Origin of the sequence: Streptomyces atratus (assembly GCF_040655115.1) — a bacterium.
GTDB lineage: Bacteria > Actinomycetota > Actinomycetes > Streptomycetales > Streptomycetaceae > Streptomyces > Streptomyces atratus_D.
Map to the genome: position 1 here is coordinate 17,984 of NZ_JBFAJH010000050.1, position 16,903 is coordinate 34,886.

Sequence of the window (16,903 nt, forward strand, 5' to 3'; positions counted from 1 at the left end):
GGGAGCCCGGAGGTGATCGGTTCGCCCCCCGATCACCGACGGGCTCTGCCCATTCCCCGGTCTCTGACAGGCTGGGACCATGACGACGGTACTGGTGACCGGCGGAACCGGAACACTTGGACGACAGGTGACGGACCGGCTGCGCGCCGAGGGGCACGACGTCCGCGTGCTGAGCCGCCACTCACAGCCGTACGCCGTCGATCTGCGCGACGGTACGGGGCTCGACGCGGCCGTCGCCGGCGTGGACACGATCGTGCACTGCGCCACCGCGCCGCGCGGCGGCGACGACACGGCGGCCGAACACCTCATCGAGGCGGCGAAGCGCGCCGGTGTCCCCCATCTCGTCCACATCTCGATCGTCGGTGTGGACCGGCTGCCGCTCGGCTACTACACGGTCAAACGGCGCGTGGAGCGAATGATCGAGGAGTCGGGGCTCGGCTGGACGATCCTGCGGACCACCCAGTTCCACGACTTGGTGCTGCGCATCCTCGAGGGAGCCGCCCGGCTGCCTGTGATGCCGCTGCCCGCCGGGGTGCGGATGCAGTCCATCGACACCGGCGAAGTCGCGGACCGGCTGGCCGAGTCGGCGGTGGCCGGTCCGGCGGGGCGGGTACCGGAGCTCGGCGGGCCGGAGGTGCGGGAGCTGCCGGAGCTGGCCCGGGCCTGTCTCCGGGCGACCGGGAAGAAACGGCGGATCCTCCCCGTGCGGCTGGCGGGCAAGGCGTACGCCGGATACCGGCGGGGCGAGCATCTGACACCCGAACGGGCCGTGGGGAGGGCGACGTTCGAGGATTTTCTCGCACAGCGTTTCGGCCGCCCGGAGCGATCCGAGTGAGCCCACGTCGCGGCATGTGCGCGGGTCGCTCCGGCCGCCCGGGCTGAGGAGACGTTGGGGCACGGGCTCCGGCCGGCCGGAGGGAAGCCCCGTCGCGTACGGCCTCGCGGCCCGCGTCAGCCGCCTGCGGTGAACAGCTCGTCCTGAGCCGCCTCGCGGGCGGCGAGCAGCGCGCCTCGCAGCACCGCGGAGCCGCCCAGCGCGCCGGCCCTGACCTCCGTGCGCAGCGGGGACATCATGGCCAGCCGCTCCTCGACCCGCGACGCCAGCGCGTCGCCGCCCGCATGGCCGACCTCGCCCGCGAGGACCACACAGCCGGGGTCGATGACCGAGGCGACGGCGGCGGCGCCCACCGCGAGGCGGTCCGCGAGCGCGCCCAGGAACGCCTCGCTCTCCCCCTCCCCCGCCAGAGCCGCCCGTACGGCGGACACGGCGGCGGGTTCCTGTTCCCCGGAGCCCGACCGCGTACGCACGTCGATGCCGTGGCCCAGGGCCAGTTCACAGACCGGCGCCGAGCCGACCAAGGAGTGGAACCCTCCGTCGCAGTTGGCCGCGGAGGGCACTCCTGTCGCGCCCGGCACGGGCAGGAAGCCGATCTCGCCCGCGCCGCCGGAGGCCCCGCGGCGCAGCCTGCCGTCCAGCATGACGGCGGCGCCGATGCCGTGGCCGAGCCAGAGCAGGACGAAGGTGTCACGGTCGCGGGCCGCTCCGACGCGGTGCTCCGCGACGGCGGCGAGGTTGGTCTCGTTCTCGACGAGCACGGTCGCCGGCAGCCGCTCCTGCAGCACCCGGACCAGGCGGCGGTGCCAGGCGGGCAGGCCGGTGGTGTCGCGGAGCTCGCCGGTGACCGGGTCGATCAGGCCGGGGGCGCCGATGCCGACGCTGTGCAGCGGTGCGGCGCCCGCCTCGCGCGCGGTGCGTTCCAGGAGCGCCGCTGCCTGCTCGGCGGCGGAGTCGGTTCCGGTGTCGCTGCCGATCGGCAGGGTGGCCTCGGCGAGCGTGACGCCGAGGAGATCGGCGACGACGACGGCGACACTGTCGGTCCGTACGTCGAGAGCGGCGAGGTGGGCCCGGTCGGCGACGATTCCGTACAGCCGGGCATTGGGGCCGCGGCGCGCGGCGCCGCTCTCGCCGACGACCCGGATCAGCCCGGCGCCCTGCAGCCGCTCCACCAGATCGGCGACGGTGGGGCGGGAGAGTCCGGTCAGGGTCTTGAGCTGGGTGGCCGTCAGCGGGCCGTCCTGCTGGAGCAGTCGCAGGGCGAGCCGGTCGTTGATGGCCCGGGCGGTGCTCGGTGATGCGGGCATGCCGAGATCCTTCCAGATCACTGCCGCACGGGATCGAGCGTCATCGTCTATTTATCAGGCAGGGTTCCTGATAGTTTACTGGCCGCACCGCGGAGAGGGGCACCGGGGCCACCGGTGGCAGAGAATTCCCAGGGGAGGGAACGGCAGCATGACGACGGATTCCACTGAGACGGTCTTCGGAATGGGGCAGGTGAGGCGGGCCAGGTTCGCCGTCGCCGCGGTCTTCGCCGTCCACGGCGCCGTGACCGGCAGCTTCGCCACCCGCGTGCCCTGGATCCAGGACCACGCCGGGGTCAGCGCGGGGCAGCTCGGTCTCGCCCTCGCGTTCCCGGCGATCGGCGCCTCGCTCGCCATGCCACTGGCCGGTGCGATCAGTCATCGCTTCGGCGCCAGGGCGGCACTGCGCGGCCTCCTGGCGCTGTGGACACTGGCGCTGGTCCTGCCCGCGCTGGCACCGAATCTGCTGACCCTGTGCGCGGCGCTCTTCGTGTACGGGGCATCGGCCGGCATGTCGGACGTGGCGATGAACGCCCTCGGTGTCGAGGTGGAGAACCGTCTCGACAGGTCGATCATGTCCGGGCTGCACGGGATGTGGAGCGTGGGCGCCCTCATCGGTTCGGCGGCGGGCACGGTGGCCGCGCACATGGGCGCCGACGCCCGGCTGCACCACACCGTCGCCGCTCTCGCGCTCACCGTGCTCGGTCTGATCGCCTGCCAGGGCGTGCTGGATCTGCGCAGCGAGCCGGACGAGGAGCCGCCGCCGCGGTTCACGCTGCCGCCCAGGTCGGCGCTGGTCATCGGCGCGGTCGGCTTCTGCGCGGTGTTCGCCGAGGGAGCCAGCCTGGACTGGTCGGCGGTCTATCTCCGCGACATCATGGACAGCTCCGCAGGGCTCGCGGCCGCGTCGACGACGGCGTTCGCGCTCACGATGGCGGTGGCCCGGATCGCCGGGGACAAGGTTGTCGACCGGTTCGGCGCGGTCAGGACCGTGCGGGTCGGCGGCGTGCTGGCGACGGCCGGCGGGCTGCTCGTGGTCACGGCACCGAACTCGGCGCTCGCGATGTGCGGCTTCGGGCTGCTCGGCCTCGGTGTCGCCGTCGTCGTCCCGCTCGCCTTCGCGGCGGCCGGGCGCAGTGGACCGAACCCGAGCCAGGCGATCGCGGGCGTTGCCACCATCACGTACACCTCGGGGCTCATCGCCCCGTCAGCCATCGGTTCGCTGGCCGAGGCGACCTCGCTGATCGTCTCGTTCGGCCTGGTGACGGTGCTGGCATTCGGGCTGGTGCTGGGCGCCGGCGTGTTGCGGGCGGGCGACCGTCGGGTCGCGGCGAAGGGGGGCGGTGTGCCCGGCACGGCGGCGGCCGAGCCCCGCGCCTGAACCGTTCGGCCAGGCGGACCGAGGTGGACAGGGCCAGGGGTCCTGTCCACCTCGTGCGACCGGGTGCGGGCGTCCGGCCGACTACCAGTCGACGTCCGAAGGAGCGAACGTTGCCTGATGCGGCACCAGCGGCCCCCGTACGCTCCCCGCCGTAGACTTATCAGGGAGCTTGAGCCTTGCCAGACGTCCAGTTCAGGCGGGCCCCGCGAGATTGATCCCGCCAAGGGCGGCGGGATCGGAGTTTCGCACACGGCTCCGGCCATCGCGGGCTCTCTCTCCAATGAGCGGAAGCCTCTGCCTCGCTTTGTGAGCGGCGGAATCCCCTCAGGAAGGACGTGGGCCAGATGAGCCACCTTGTGAGCCAGGTGCCCATCAGTGACATCACAGTGGCCGCTTCGGCTGTGCGCTGGATCTTCCCCCTCGGTATAGCAGTGGTCGTAGTCGCCGTTCTGCTTGGCCTCGTCTGGTGGGACGCACGCCGTCGGTCTCGGGCACGACAGCAGGGACCACGGGCCGAGCGTTCCTCCCGAAGCCGCGAAAAGTTGAGGGATGCAGATGATTTCGGGGAAGGTCTCAGCCCATATGAGATCAACCGGCCCTCTTCGCCAAGGGACCTACACAAGGATGACAACGGTGGGGCTTTTGGTAGTGGAGGACCCGGCGGCTGACGGGTCGGCGACATCGGCGGCACTTGCCGAGATCATCGCGCGGTCAAGATCTTGTCAAGATCTACTTTCGATACACGTTGATCGATGACCTGCGCAAGCGACGGTGTCCTTGGCGAACCGCTTGCGGGGCTGGAGCGCGAGCATCGGCCCGAGGTGATCAATGATGCGGTCCGCCGCCGACTTCGACACCCCGAACAGCGGGGCGAGCTGCCGCAGCGTCACGTTCGTGCGCCAGGACGCCGCGATCAGGAGTGCCCGGTCTTCCAGCGGAAGGCTCCACGGCCGGTCCTTGCGGACGGGATCCGCGCCCTCGCGTCGCAGCACGGTCACCAGCTTGCCGAACTGGCGCGGGCTCAGCCCAGTAAACGGGGCTATCCAGAAGGTTCTGACGCCGTGATCACACCAGCCACACTTGGATCATCTCATCCGTGTCAGCGGCTCAGGGGCACTCTCTACGTACCGCTCAGGGGCGAACCCCATGTGTGATCGTGGTGCGATCTCCTCGCCAGGTGGGTAAGCAGCAGCCCCGCTGTGTCTGGGGCGGTGTCTTGGGGGGCGCCTGCCGCGGTCAGGGCGGCACTGAGCCGTGCCGGCGCCGACTCTGGGCTGTGCATGTCGTTAAGAAGGGGAAGGGCGAGCAGGAGACGGGCGGCAGAATCCTCGACACCTTCGGCTGCGGGGGCGGGGTTGTCAGCGATGCGGACCAGTTCGTGCCAGGTCAGCCCGGTCCCCGAGAGCGCTCCTTCCCAGCTGGCGATCTGCTGTGCGTAGCTCCGGCCTGGGTGAGTGAGGAGGTAGTCGATGCCGTAGTCGCCGACCAGGTTGCGGTAGACCACCACGACTCCAAGGCCGTCTGCCGCGGGTACCCGGAACACTGGCCAGCGTTCGGGATCGAAGAGGATCTCGGACAAGGCATCGGTATCGGCGCCGTCATCGCCGAACCACTCCGGAACAGGGCGCTCAGCACCTGCTCCGTCACCACACATCGCCATGAGGTAGTTCGACCAGAAGCCCGGGTGAGCCAGCAGTGATTCCCCCGCGACCAGCGGGCCATCGTCGTATCCCTTGATCAGCACCCCGTAAGCCTGTCAGCAACCACTGACACAGCTTGATCGGGGGATCGGTGCGGAGGCGCAGCCGGTTACGGGACAGGTCCCAGGCTGAGGAAGGCTTCGTGGATGTCATCGCGGATCTCCCAGCGGATCCGCAAGCGGCGGAACCAGTGCAGGTGGGCGAAGGCACGCTCGACGACCCAGTTGAGCGCCGAGCCCGGAGCCGTGCTCCGTGCCCCGCCGGGCGATCACCGGGTTCACGCCGAGCACGCGGACAAGGCGGCGGTACTTGTCGTGGTCGTAGCCACGGTCGCCGAGTACGACCTCGGGACGTCGCCGGGGCCGGCCGCGCTTGCCTCGCACGGGCGGCACCGCCTGGACAAGCGGAATGAGCCGGGTGACGTCGTTGCGGTTGCCGCCGCTCGGAACTGCGGCGAGCGGGATGCCGATGGCATCGGTGCCCGGGGCGGGCTCGGGCTTCTCGACGACCGTCCAGGGGCCCTGCCCGAGCCAGCTGTCGGCCTTCGCCGTCAGCGCCGCGGCCGCCGTACGCAGGGCGGTGTCGCCGCGGTCGAGCCGGAGCTTCGCCTGCTGGATGCGATATCCGTCGTTGACAACGGTCCTCGGCGCGCGGGGCGGCGGGCGGCGTCCGTGCGCGGTGGCGGCAGCCGAGGAGGCGGCCGGCCAGGACCAGAACGGCGGTCAGAGCGGCCTCGGCGGTGGGCAGGGCCCGAGACGCCGACGGGGTCTTCCGCTCGTCCTTACTCCCATAAGGAATTCAGATATGTAAATGACGTTCATGGGCAAGACCGTGCGAGCGTAGAGCCGCCTGTTCGGAGTGACAATGCTTCGCGCACGATTCATGGATGGGACCTGGTCGCAGGCCGGCGCAAGGGAACCCCGACACGAGTCAATGAGCGCTCCGGCATTACCATGGCGCTGATCTTTTCCGCGGACCGCGCCGGGCCGGACGAACGGCACCGGGCACCGCACGGACCCACACACGGACACACAGGGAGCGACCATGGGCGGCCTCGGCGTGCGCTGGACCTTGCACGGCGACGGAATGACCCCCGCACCGGGGGCCGTGGTCCGTCCCGACGAGCGGCTCTCCTGGCCCCGTACATTCGGGCTCGGCGCCCTGGACATGGTGGCCATGTTCGGGGCGTCGTTCGTCGCCCCGTAGGACCCATGATGAGCGCGAAGACCAGCGCTCCCCCGCAGAATACGACGACGCAGGCCGAATCCCCACCCTCACGGCCCGTCCTGTCGGCATGCGCCTGAACCGCATGTTCCGCTAGTCGTCGAGCCCCCGGTCCAGCCGGCGGATCTCAGCACCACCCCAGCAACACATCAAGGAGCAAGACCATGGCGGGCTTCGGCTGGAAGCTGCACGGCGACGGCAAGAGCCTCGCACCGGGCGAGGTCGTGAGACCTGACGAACGACTCACCTGGGGGCGCACCGTCGGTCTCGGCGCGCAGCACGTGGTCTCCATGATCGGAGCCTGCTTCGTCGCCCCCATCTTGATGGGCCTCGATCCCAACCTCGCCGTGATGGCCTCCGGCGTGGCCACCATCCTCTTCCTGTTGATCACCCGGGGCCACATCCCGAGCTACCTGGGCAGCAGTCTGTCGTTCATCGGTGTCGCCGCCGTCATCAGGGCACAGGGGGGTGACGCGGCGACTCTCACTGGCGCGCTGCTGGTCGTCGGCGCGGTCTTGTTCCTGTGCGGGGCGGTCGTCCGCGCTCTCGGGGCCCGCATCATCCATGCGGTACTGCCGCCGGTGGTCACGGGTGCGGTGGTCATGCTGATCGGGTTCAACCTGGCTCCGGTCACCGCGGGCACCTACTGGCCCCAGGATCAGTGGACCGCTCTTGCGACCATGCTGTTCACGGGCTTCGCCCTTGTCGTACTGCGCGGCTTCTGGTCCCGTATCGCGATCTTCCTCGGGCTGGCCTTCGGGTACGTCCTCTCGTGGGTCCTCGACCGCGCGTTCGGTAAGATCCACTCCCCCGCGGGCGGTGCCGAGTCCATCGACCACTGGCGTCTCGACCTCTCGGGCGTGTCCAAGGCGGACTGGATCGGCCTTCCGACCTTCCATGCCCCGAGCTTCTCCCTCTCGGCAGTTCTGGTCGCCCTGCCCGTCGTCATCGCCCTCATCGCCGAGAACGCCGGACATGTCAAGGCTGTCGGCGAGATGACCGGTGAACCACTGGACGACAGGCTCGGTACGGCGATCATGGCCGACGGCGCGGCCACTGTGGTGTCGACGTCCGTGGGCGGCCCCGCCACCACCACGTACGCCGAGAACATCGGCGTCATGGCCGCCACGCGTGTCTACTCGACCGCTGCCTACTGGTGCGCCGCCGGCTTCGCGATCCTGTTCGGGCTCTGCCCCAAGTTCGGTGCCGTTGTGGCAGCCATTCCCGGTGGCGTCCTTGGCGGAATCACGGTCATCCTTTACGGCATGATCGGCCTGCTGGGCGCCCAGATCTGGGTTCGTTCCCGTGTCGACCTCTCCAACCCCCTGCACCTGGTGCCGGTGGCTGCGGGCCTCATCATCGGCATCGGCAATGTGAGCCTGTCGATCACGGACAACTTCCAGCTCAGCGGCATCGCGTTGGGAACGCTGATCGTCGTCATCGGCTACCACGCCCTGCGCATCATGGCTCCCGCCCACATGACCGACGAACCCCCGCTCCTCGAACCGGGCAATCCGGGGTACGACCGAGGGCTGCCGGGCGGATCGTGATCGCAGGCACCGCCAGTGAGGCAGAGGGCAGACTCCGGCAAAGTTGCCGCCTACATGAGCGTGACGTTCAAGGAACCGCTGTACGCGGCGCCGCCGCTGCCCCAGCGGATGGTGGACGCGGGGCGGCTGAGGCGGCAGTCGGGGTCGAGGTTCTGCACGTACGCCTGACGGTGCTCTGACGCCTCAACTGCGGGCCTGACGTGGAAAGTTCCGTGTCAGGCCCGCAGTTTTCCGCGCTGGCCGCGCGGCCAGGCGGAGCTGGTCCGCCGCCGCGTTCGGATCTTTCCGCGTTGTGCGGGGCCCTACCTGTTCAGGCAACGGAATGTCCCTGATGTCGCCCTCCGACAGCCGTGAAAGTCCCTGGGATATCCCCGGCTTTCCTGCCTGACACCCCTGCCTACCTGCGGAATCTCGCGACTGACGGCCCAACCTGGGTACACGGAGGCATCCAGTCGGCCACGGACCGCACGGCATCTCCCCGCCTTCCGCCTCGCTACGCGATACAGGGGGGGCTGGACGCCGGGGGACAGTCGAGGCCTTGGCCGGAAGGGGGCGTGACCTGCACGGACGCACTCTCGGCCCCAGCGTGTTGCGCAACCATTTCATGGAGCAGCAGCCGGTGGAGGGCCACAGCGCAGAGGCGAAGCAGCGTGCGATCGCCGCGTTGGGCTTCGCGAACCCGCGTGGGTTCTGCATGGGGACAACCAGAAGGCTGTCATCGACACGTTCTTCCAGGACGTCGTCAACAGCCAGTCGCTGGTCTTCTTCTACCTCAAGCACGCTCCGTTCGAGGATCATCCCCGTCGGATCCTGGTCGGAGCCGCGCTCATCGCCTCGGTCACACCACCTCCCCGGTGGCCGAAGGCAGGTCCTACCCCGTTTCCCCCTCACATGTGGGAGACGGTAGTACGGCATACTCTGCGCCCAGCCGGGAGCGGCGGCATCCTGCTGCCGATGCAGGCCCTGGCACGGCTCGCGGCCGACGGTACCGATGTCTCCCATGCCCTGGCACGGGCCCCCGAGACGTCCGTGAGCCAGATGCCGCCGTACACCGTCGTGCTGCGCTCGGGCCGAGCATCGACCGCCCGGAGCTCGGCCTCCAAGTCGGCCGCCAGGCACCCCAGACGATTCCCCCGCATACGGAACGCGAACCTACTTTTCACAGCGCCTCCAACGACGTGCGGCCGTCGGCCGTACGCGTGTGCGTACGACCGACGGCCGGTCCAGCGTTACTGCGACAGTGCTCAGGGATGGGCGACCGACGGATTCACGGCGTCGAACACCATGACCCCGGCCTCGGGATCAAGGAAGAACGTCCCTTCGAACGCTCCCCCCGTCACCTGGGAGGTGAATCCCTCACTCACCTCCCAGGCCACCCCCTTGGGCACCTTGGGGGAGATCCCCTCCAGCGTGGCCGGGGCCTCGTCGGCCGGTACCCAGTCGTGCTCCTGCTGGAGCCGTTCGGCATCGGCCTTCGCTAGCTGCGCCACGCCCGAGACACGGAAGTCCGTGGGGCCCGGCATCTCCGACGGCCTCCCGAACTCCTTCGTGACCCATTCGACGGCAATGATGTCCCCGAACTCCGGGAACCGCTCGAGAACCGGACCCTTGTCCCGCTCGATCGTCTGCTCCGCCTCCGCCGTCTCCGGCGAGCGGGCCGAGGACCCCGCAGGGCTCCGGACACTCGCCGTGTCGGCCACACCGCTGCCGCAGCCGGTGATCAGAGCCAGCGCAGCGACCAGCATGACTCCCCTGCGCGTCCGACGGACGTCACCGCGGCCCATTGGTCACCACCGTGCTGCTTCCCACGTCTCCCCTGTTCCATGTGACGACTCGGGTGAGCGATCCGCTCACCATGAACGGTTTCGCCCAGCCGAGCGTAGCGAAGCGGCCGTTCTCGGCGTCCGACGCACCCGATGCCTTGTCCTTCATCCCCTTGTTGAAGTCGTAGCGGTCCATGGCGTGGACCGTGATCGTCATCGTGAACTTGTCGCCCTGTGACGTGACTTCGGCGCTGCCCCAGATCTTATGATCACCCAGGGTCTTGTCCCAGTTCTCGGTCTTCGTGTACAAGCCGGCGCCCGTCATGCTCCGCGCCCCGCCGGTCATGTCGAAGGTGGACTTCCCGGTCTTCCCGCTGAGGATTTCCGCGGCGTTCTGTGCCCGGGCGATCTCGCCGTCCACGAAGGCCCCGATGGCCTCGTCCTCGTGGTACCCCTCGTTGTAGTTCACCTCGAAGTCCGCCCCGGTGTTCTCCCTGTAGCGGGCGTAGGCAGGCACGGCGTCGTCGAGGGCACCGTCACCGTAGAAGCCGAGCGAGGCGAGCAGGCCGCCACCGATCATCTCGGCCTTCCACTTGTTCCAGCTCACGTAGTCGCCCGCGGTCGGCTTGGAGTTGGGGTCGTAGGGGAAGTCGTTGTCGTATGTGACCTTGGGCTCACTGGGCGAGCCCTCCGTGTAGCCGCCACCGCTGGCCGGCTTGGAAGGTGCCAGGAAGAGGCTGGTCATCGTGCTGCCGGCGCCACACACGTCCTTGATGCCCTCGGCGCACGGCAGGTGCCCGTCCAGCTCGATGAAGCTGGTGGGGTTGCCGCCGGTGAAAGCGTAGCGGTTGCTGGTGTACGGATCGGAGCCGAGGCCCATGTCCGCGAGGGCGCCGTTGTACATGTCCCGGGTGGTGAAGCGGTTGAGGCCCGGGTTGTAGTTGCGGAAACCCATGTCGTACGTGCCGGACTGGGCGTCCCAGCGCTTGGCGTTGTACCGGTAGGGGTTGTAGCTCTCCTCCGTCGGGTCGCCCGCCTCCGGCTTGTCGATCCCGGTGAACTCGGACTCGTCGTCGTTCCCGTAGGCCGTGTACCCGTAGGTGGCCTTGGTGTCGCCGCCCTTGGTAGTCAGCGTCTCGACGTCGGTGTGGCTGTTGTAGCTGTAGAAGCCGTCCTCGCTCGTCCCGTCGGTGTTGTGCTTGACCTGGGAGAGGCGCTCGCCCCACGGGCTGTACTGGTACGACTTGGTCAGCTCGCCAGCCACCTTCTCGTCCAGCACCTCGCCGGACAGGCCGAGGTAGTCGAAGTCGGTCGTCTTGGCGTCCACCGTCTTGGTCGCTGTGCGGTCCAGCGGGTCGTAGGTGTACTCGGTGGTCTTCTCGGCCCCCGCGTCATCGAGGCTCGTGCACTCGGTGACGTGGTCGAAGCCGTCGTAGACGGTGCGCTCCACGACCTTGCCCCCGCTGGTCACCGACTGCTGGCGGCCGAACGGGTCGTAGTCGTACGTGGCCGTGGCCCCCGCGGTGGTCGCGGAGAGCAGCCGGTTGCGGTCGTAGTCGTACGTGGTCGTGTCGCCCTTGACTGTCTGGGACACGACATTGGCGTTGTCGTCATGGGTGTACGTGTCGGTGCCCGCGCCGGTTCCAGTCTTGACCGACTTGGAGAGCCGGTCGGCCGGGTCGTAGGTGTAGGCGGTGGTGGAGTCGAGGTACGCCGTGTTGTTGTCGGCGTTCATCTTCTTCGCCACATCCTGCGACTTGTTGCCGTTCGGGTCGTAGGTGTAGGTGTGCGACGACACCAGGGTGCCGTTGGCCTTCTTCTCGGCTTGGGTCCTGACGACTCCGTCGAGTTAGTAGGTGAGATCGACCGTGCTGCCGTTGGCCTTGGTCTCCTTGAGCCGCTGCCCGCGGTCGGTGTACGTGTACGACGTGACCTTGGGCGCCGTGTCGGTCGCGGACTTGCCGACCGACACCGTCTTCACGAGGTCCCGGAGGTCGTAGGTGTACTTGGAGAACTGGTCGGGATGGACGACCGTCTCCGGCTTGCCGTTGGCACACCGGCAATCCGCTGGCCTATCTCACCGCCCAGTTCGCCGCGGCGCTCGCCGACCCGGAGTACGGCCCCCATCTGCGCAGGCTCGCACAGGGACTCGGCGACCCCGTGCCGTCCGCCTGACCGCGAACCGCCGCGCCGACCGTCCGGAGCATCGCCGGGCCGGGCCTCCGGATCACCGATGGCTCTGCCGTCGTTCCCCCGTTCCGATGAACCCGTGGCCGGTCGGCGCCAGGACGGGCCCGCGGCTGGGACGCTGCCCCCATGGCGCAGTTCAAGCAGATGGAGCAGTTCACGGACGGGGCCGGTCCCGTCGCCGCGCCGCCCGAGGTCACCTCGGTGATCGGGCGGATGCGTGACTTCCAGTCCTCCTGGCCGCCGGTGGACGGGGTGGCGGTCTTCAACCGGGTCTATCTGACGGTCACCGAGACCGTCGACCGGCGGATCGCCGGTGGCGCGTTCCCGGACCGGGCGGCCGCCGCCGCCCTGGATGTGCGGTTCGCGGAGCGCTATCTGACGGCGGTCGACGCGGCGACGGCCGGGCGACGGCCGCCCGACTGCTGGCGCCCGCTGTTCCAGTACCGGCGCCATCCCGGCGTACGGCCGCTGCAGTTCGCACTGGCGGGCATCAACGCACACATCGGCCACGACCTGGCACTCGCGGTCGTGGACACCTGCCAGGCGCTGCGCTGCGCTCCGCCGGAGCTGGAGGACGAGTTCGACCAGGTGGGCGATCTCCTCGTGATGCTGGAGGAGCAGATCCGGGAGGATCTGATGCCGGGGCCCGATCTGCTGGAGGTCGCGGATCCGCTCACCCATCTGCTGGGGTCGTGGAGCCTGGAGCGGGCCCGTGAGGGAGCGTGGTCGGCGGCCCGGGTGCTGTGGCGGCTGCGTGATCTCCCGCTTCTCGCCGAGGAGTTCCGCCAGCGGATGGACGCGGGGGCCGGTCTGGTGGGGCGCTGTCTGCTCACTCCTTGCCGCTGACCGCGCCCCGCCGGATCCTCAGAAGCTGTCGCCGTACCAGTGGACGGCTCCGGGCGCGGTGACCGTCGCCCGTACCGCCGCCGGGTCGGACAGCAACGGTCGGGCCATGCCCACGTGCTCCTCCCCGACCACCGCGTCGGTGAGCAGCCGGGGCAGGGCTGCCCGGACCTCGGCGGTGTCGGGGAGCCGGACGCGGGCGCGGGTCAGTCCGGTGTCATGGCCGCGCGCGGCTGCCGCCGCCAGCAGGACGCCCAGGGCCTGGGGTGCCCGCGGGTCGATCGCGCATTCCCGTACCTCCAGGACCTGTTCGCCGTGGTGGGTGACGAGCGTGGAGACGATCCCGTGGGACTCGGGGTCCTCGGCGACCAGGGTGCGGTCGAGCGGCCCGTACCAGGCGGGAATGCGTACGGCCCATTCCTCGGCGGTCCGCACCGAACTGAGTGGCCGGTGCGCGTTGTAGGCCGCCTGGAGTGCGGCCACGGCCGGGCCGTCGTCGGGTGTGGCGGAGCGGATACGCAACCGGCCGCCGGCCGGGGGGCCGCCCCGGGCGATCGCGCCCTCGGTGACGGGGCTGGGGAATTCCTGCCAGCCCGAGCCGCGGTAGACGCCGGGCGTTCCGGTGAAGAGGAGCGACCAGGCGCACAGCTCCGCCGTCATGGTCCGTTCCGCCTCGACGAGCAGCCGGCGGATGAGCCCCTGGCCGCGCGCCTCGGGCCGGGTGGCGACGCTGCCGAGGCCACCGACCCGCTGCGGTTCGCCGTGCGCGTCGCGGAGCTGCCTCGGTACGTAGACGACGACGGCGTCGATCCGTCCGTCCTGCTCCGCCACGAAGGTGCGGTGGTGCCGGTCCGGGTCGAGGGCGTACAGAGCGGCGAGGTGCGGGGCGACGAAGCACTCGCCCCAGAGTGCGGCCAGGGCGGGCTCGTCGGCCGGGGTCGCGGTCCGGAGAGTGACGCTCACAGCGTCAGATTCCCTTCCGTGCGGACGGAGTTGCTGTCCTCCGGCATGGCCGTGCGCTTCGTGCCCCGCTCCACGCATGAGGTGTGGAGCACGGACTCCAGTGCGCGTGGGGCGAGATGGAGCGTTCCGCCGGTGAATCGGCTGCCGGTCGCCGCGTAGTGGTTGGTGCCGTCCGCGATCCGGATGTGCGCGGTGCCGGAGTCGGTGGCGGTGCTGGTGAGGGAGGAGATGTCCCAGGTCAGGGTGGCGTTGCCGGCGGCGCGGCCGAGGAGCGCCTTCGCCTTGTTGCTGCCGGTGAGGCGGGTCCCGCCGGTGACGGTGATCCGCTGATCGCGTACGGCGCTGAGCTCGACGCCCGTGTTGTCGTATGTGCCGCCGTCGATCCGGAGGTCCGCCGATCCGATGGAGAGCGGGGCCGCATTCTCGGCGCCCGTGACGGTGCAGTCGGTGAAGTGGACGGGGCCGACGCCACGCAGGATCACCCCGTCGACGCCCTTGAACGTGCAGCGCACGAAGTGGACCGGCGCGGTGACCGGGGTCTGGACGAGGACGGCGCCCGCGGGCAGCTCGAACGAGCAGTCGCTGATGACGGTCGGCCGGGTGGAGCGGGAGGAGCGCTGGGCCACGGCGAAGGTCCTGGCGGTACAGCCACGCACCTGGGCGCCGTCGGCGTTGACCGTGAGGGTGCCCGCCTGGTCGAAGGTCGGACGGGCGATCACCGTGATGTCTTCGAGCGTCAGGTCGGTGATCTTGGTATTGGCGGTGAACCAGGAGCAGACGTGTCTGCGTACAGTGATCCGCTTGGCGGAAATGCCCCATTGCGCACCGGAGTTGGCGATGTCCATCAGCCCGGAGTTGCCGTCGAAGAGCAGATCGTGCTCGTACTGCCCGTGGGTGGTGAAGGGGTTGCCGCCCGCGTCGTCGCCGTCGCCGTGGCAGTTCACGACGGTGCAGTAGGCGGAGGCGGTCAGGTCGTTGAGATGCCGGACATTGCTGGTCGTGCAGTCGGCGACCCGGCCGTACAGGCAGTAGATCTGCTGGGTGAGATAGCCCGCGCCACCGTAGTCGACGGTGGGCGGGTTCTTCAGGGAGCACTCCTCGGTACGGAACCGGGTGCACCACCGGCGCATGACGACCGGCCAGAAGCTGCCGGTGGCGTGGATGCCGGAGACGTCGCAGCCGACGGCGTACTCGAAGCTGACCGGGTGCGAGCCGGTGTACTCGTCGGGCCCCGCGCCCTCGAAGACGAGATTGCGGATGTGCGTGTTCAGGACCGGCTCGATGCGGGTCCAGGTGAGCCTGCGCCCCTCGGCGAGTTCCCAGCCGTTGAGGTAGCCGATCCGGATGTGTCCCCCGTCGACGATCTCGGTGATCTCGACCAGCTTCTGCAGCTCGCGTTCGTCACCGCCACCGCCCGCGACCGGGTCGACCTGCACGGACCACCACTGGCCGACCTCGAACGCCGCGGCGTCCGGGACCGGAAAGGTGTCCGTGAGCTCGATGACCTTGCCGGACAGCGCGTGCTTGACCGTGGTGCCGGTGACGGTGCCGCGGAAGGAGAGGACGGCGCCGAAGGGGTTGTCGTGGGTGTTCTTCTCGATGCCGTCGGTGACCATGCGGTGGCCGCCGAAGTCGAGTTCTATGTGGGATCGGTTCCACAGGTGTCGCTGGGTGAAGCGCAGGTCGGTGTGGGCCTCGATGCGGTGGACCGAGGTGTCGGCGATCATCGCGTCGAGAGCGGCGTCGGCAGGTTCCTCGGTGTCGAAGTGTCCGAAGGTACGGAAGTCGACGGTCCCGTTGTGGAGTTGGACCCAGCGGCCGGGCTTCCCGCCGGCGGGCGCGATCACGGTCCCGCCGTTGTGGGCGGTGCCGGCCTTCCTGTCCCAGCGCACGGCCATCGCGCCGCCGTCGCCCGGGGCGTGGTAGCCGGCGACCAGGACCTGGGCGCCGTCGTCGAGCGGCTGCGTGTTCAACGCGCGCAGCTCGGCGACCGTGTCGACACGCTGCACATCGCCGGCGAGTGCCGGTTCGGCGGCCTGCGCCGAGCCGGTGGCCACGGCCGAACCGGCCATGACCAGACCGGCCAGACCCGAAGCCCGCAGCAGATTACGGCGGGACGATGCATGGACGGACATGACGGAGGTGCTCCTCGCGTTGTCGATGCGTGTGTGATGCGTGATCGGGTTGGGTACGTGATGCGTGCTCGGCCGCGTGCCCGACGGCGTCAGATCGTGTTGCGGTACGGCGGCATGAACCGCATGCGCGGCATCTGGTCGGCCAGCACTCCCCCGTCGACGACCAGGCGCGCACCGGTCAGGTACGCCCCGGCGTCCGACGCGAGGAGCAGCAGCGCGCCCACGCACTCGTCGGGCTGCGCATAGCGGCCGAGCGGGATCCGCTCGCGGTACGCGGACTCGAACGCCTCCCGGTCGAACGGGAACTCCCCGTCGATGGGCGTCTCGACCATGCCGGGGGCCAGGGTGTTGGCGGTGATGCCGTACGGGGCGAGCTCGACCGCCAGGGTCTCGGTGAGCAGTTGGGCGGCGGCCTTGGAGGCGTTGTAGTGAGCCAGACCCGCCTCCGCCACCAGGGCGTTCTTCGACGTGATGGTGATGATGCGGCCCGCGACACCGTCAGCCGTCATGTGTTCGGCGATGCGCTGGCTGAGGAAGAAGACCGCATCGACGTTGACCCGCATGATGTGCGACCAGCTTGCGGGGGTGATCTCGTTGAAGCGCTCCAGCGCCGCCGTGCCCGCGTTGTTGACCAGGATGTGCAGCGGTCCGGTCTCGGCACGTACGGCGTCGACGAAGCCGGCCAGGGCCTCGATGTCGGCAAGGTCCTGCCCATGGGTCCAGGACCTCCGCCCGAGCGCTTCGACGGCCGCGGCCGTCTCCGCGACACCGTCCGCGCCGGGCAGGTCGACGAGGACCACATCGGCGCCCGCCTCGGCGAGCCCGACGGCGAAGGACCGGCCGAGGCCCCGGGCGGCTCCGGTGACGACCGCGGTGCGGCCCGTGAGGTCGAAGCGGTCGGTACCGCGGGGCGGGACGGCTGCGGTCATGGCGGGATTCCTCCTGGCTGGGTGGTACGGGGAGGTGGGCCGCCGCGCCGCACCAGGGGGTGAATTGCGCGGCGGCCCGGCTGCCG

The 16,903-nt window shown here is 69.8% G+C and carries 10 protein-coding genes and 5 pseudogenes; 6 read left to right on the forward strand and 9 right to left on the reverse strand.

Going from position 1 to position 16,903, the window contains the following annotated elements; translation table 11 throughout:
* Positions 1–79 precede the first annotated feature (79 nt).
* Positions 80–835 (forward strand): SDR family oxidoreductase, encoded by a 756-nt coding sequence (locus AB0I23_RS33775; protein WP_359115192.1) that lies wholly within the window; start codon positions 80–82, stop codon positions 833–835.
* 116 nt (positions 836–951) lie between these two features.
* Here AB0I23_RS33775 and AB0I23_RS33780 read toward each other — a convergent pair whose 3' ends face one another.
* Positions 952–2,142 (reverse strand): ROK family transcriptional regulator, encoded by a 1,191-nt coding sequence (locus AB0I23_RS33780; RefSeq protein ID WP_359115195.1) that lies wholly within the window; start codon positions 2,140–2,142, stop codon positions 952–954.
* Between the two features lie 148 nt (positions 2,143–2,290).
* Between AB0I23_RS33780 and AB0I23_RS33785 the strand changes: the two genes are divergently transcribed.
* Positions 2,291–3,520: an MFS transporter gene (locus AB0I23_RS33785; protein ID WP_359115197.1), complete on the forward strand. Its 1,230-nt coding sequence runs from the start codon at positions 2,291–2,293 to the stop codon at positions 3,518–3,520.
* 767 nt (positions 3,521–4,287) lie between these two features.
* On the opposite strand, the pseudogene AB0I23_RS33790 reads toward AB0I23_RS33785, so the two are convergent.
* The 3 genes and pseudogenes from AB0I23_RS33790 to AB0I23_RS33800 form a co-directional block, all read right to left on the reverse strand.
* A pseudogene (locus AB0I23_RS33790) lies at positions 4,288–4,598 on the reverse strand (helix-turn-helix domain-containing protein); the annotation flags it as partial.
* A 42-nt stretch (positions 4,599–4,640) separates the two neighbouring features.
* Positions 4,641–5,264, reverse strand: coding sequence for a hypothetical protein (locus AB0I23_RS33795; protein ID WP_359115200.1), 624 nt, complete (start codon positions 5,262–5,264; stop codon positions 4,641–4,643).
* A gap of 65 nt (positions 5,265–5,329) precedes the next feature.
* Positions 5,330–5,696 (reverse strand): annotated as a pseudogene (locus tag AB0I23_RS33800) (transposase); the annotation flags it as partial.
* 568 nt (positions 5,697–6,264) lie between these two features.
* Here AB0I23_RS33800 and AB0I23_RS33805 point away from each other — a divergent pair.
* The 3 genes and pseudogenes from AB0I23_RS33805 to AB0I23_RS33815 form a co-directional block, all read left to right on the forward strand.
* A pseudogene (locus AB0I23_RS33805) lies at positions 6,265–6,423 on the forward strand (nitrate reductase); the annotation flags it as partial.
* A gap of 185 nt (positions 6,424–6,608) precedes the next feature.
* Positions 6,609–7,994 (forward strand): uracil-xanthine permease family protein, encoded by a 1,386-nt coding sequence (locus tag AB0I23_RS33810; protein WP_359115203.1) that lies wholly within the window; start codon positions 6,609–6,611, stop codon positions 7,992–7,994.
* A gap of 42 nt (positions 7,995–8,036) precedes the next feature.
* A pseudogene (locus tag AB0I23_RS33815) lies at positions 8,037–8,162 on the forward strand (3-hydroxyacyl-CoA dehydrogenase family protein); the annotation flags it as partial.
* 1,076 nt (positions 8,163–9,238) lie between these two features.
* Here the strand turns inward: AB0I23_RS33815 and AB0I23_RS33820 are convergent.
* Together AB0I23_RS33820 and AB0I23_RS33825 are read right to left on the reverse strand one after the other, a co-directional pair.
* The gene (locus tag AB0I23_RS33820) at positions 9,239–9,739 is read right to left on the reverse strand and encodes a hypothetical protein (protein WP_359115206.1); all 501 of its coding nucleotides are present in this window, start codon (positions 9,737–9,739) and stop codon (positions 9,239–9,241) included.
* A 775-nt stretch (positions 9,740–10,514) separates the two neighbouring features.
* A pseudogene (locus AB0I23_RS33825) lies at positions 10,515–11,810 on the reverse strand (RHS repeat-associated core domain-containing protein); the annotation flags it as partial.
* 281 nt (positions 11,811–12,091) lie between these two features.
* Between AB0I23_RS33825 and AB0I23_RS33835 the strand changes: the two are divergent.
* Positions 12,092–12,793, forward strand: a complete 702-nt coding sequence (locus AB0I23_RS33835) for a DUF5995 family protein (RefSeq protein WP_359115255.1) — start codon at positions 12,092–12,094, stop codon at positions 12,791–12,793.
* A gap of 18 nt (positions 12,794–12,811) precedes the next feature.
* On the opposite strand, the gene AB0I23_RS33840 is transcribed toward AB0I23_RS33835, so the two are convergent.
* The 3 genes from AB0I23_RS33840 to AB0I23_RS33850 form a co-directional block, all read right to left on the reverse strand.
* Complete coding sequence (locus AB0I23_RS33840) at positions 12,812–13,753, reverse strand: GNAT family N-acetyltransferase (RefSeq protein ID WP_359115209.1); 942 nt, start codon at positions 13,751–13,753, stop codon at positions 12,812–12,814.
* The gene (locus AB0I23_RS33845) at positions 13,750–15,888 is read right to left on the reverse strand and encodes a peptidase C14 (RefSeq protein WP_359115212.1); all 2,139 of its coding nucleotides are present in this window, start codon (positions 15,886–15,888) and stop codon (positions 13,750–13,752) included. Before AB0I23_RS33845 ends, AB0I23_RS33840 begins: the two co-directional genes overlap by 4 nt.
* 89 nt (positions 15,889–15,977) lie before the next feature.
* A complete protein-coding gene (locus AB0I23_RS33850) occupies positions 15,978–16,817 on the reverse strand; it encodes an SDR family NAD(P)-dependent oxidoreductase (RefSeq protein WP_359115215.1) in 840 nt (279 codons plus the stop codon).
* Between the last annotated feature and the right edge of the window lie 86 nt (positions 16,818–16,903).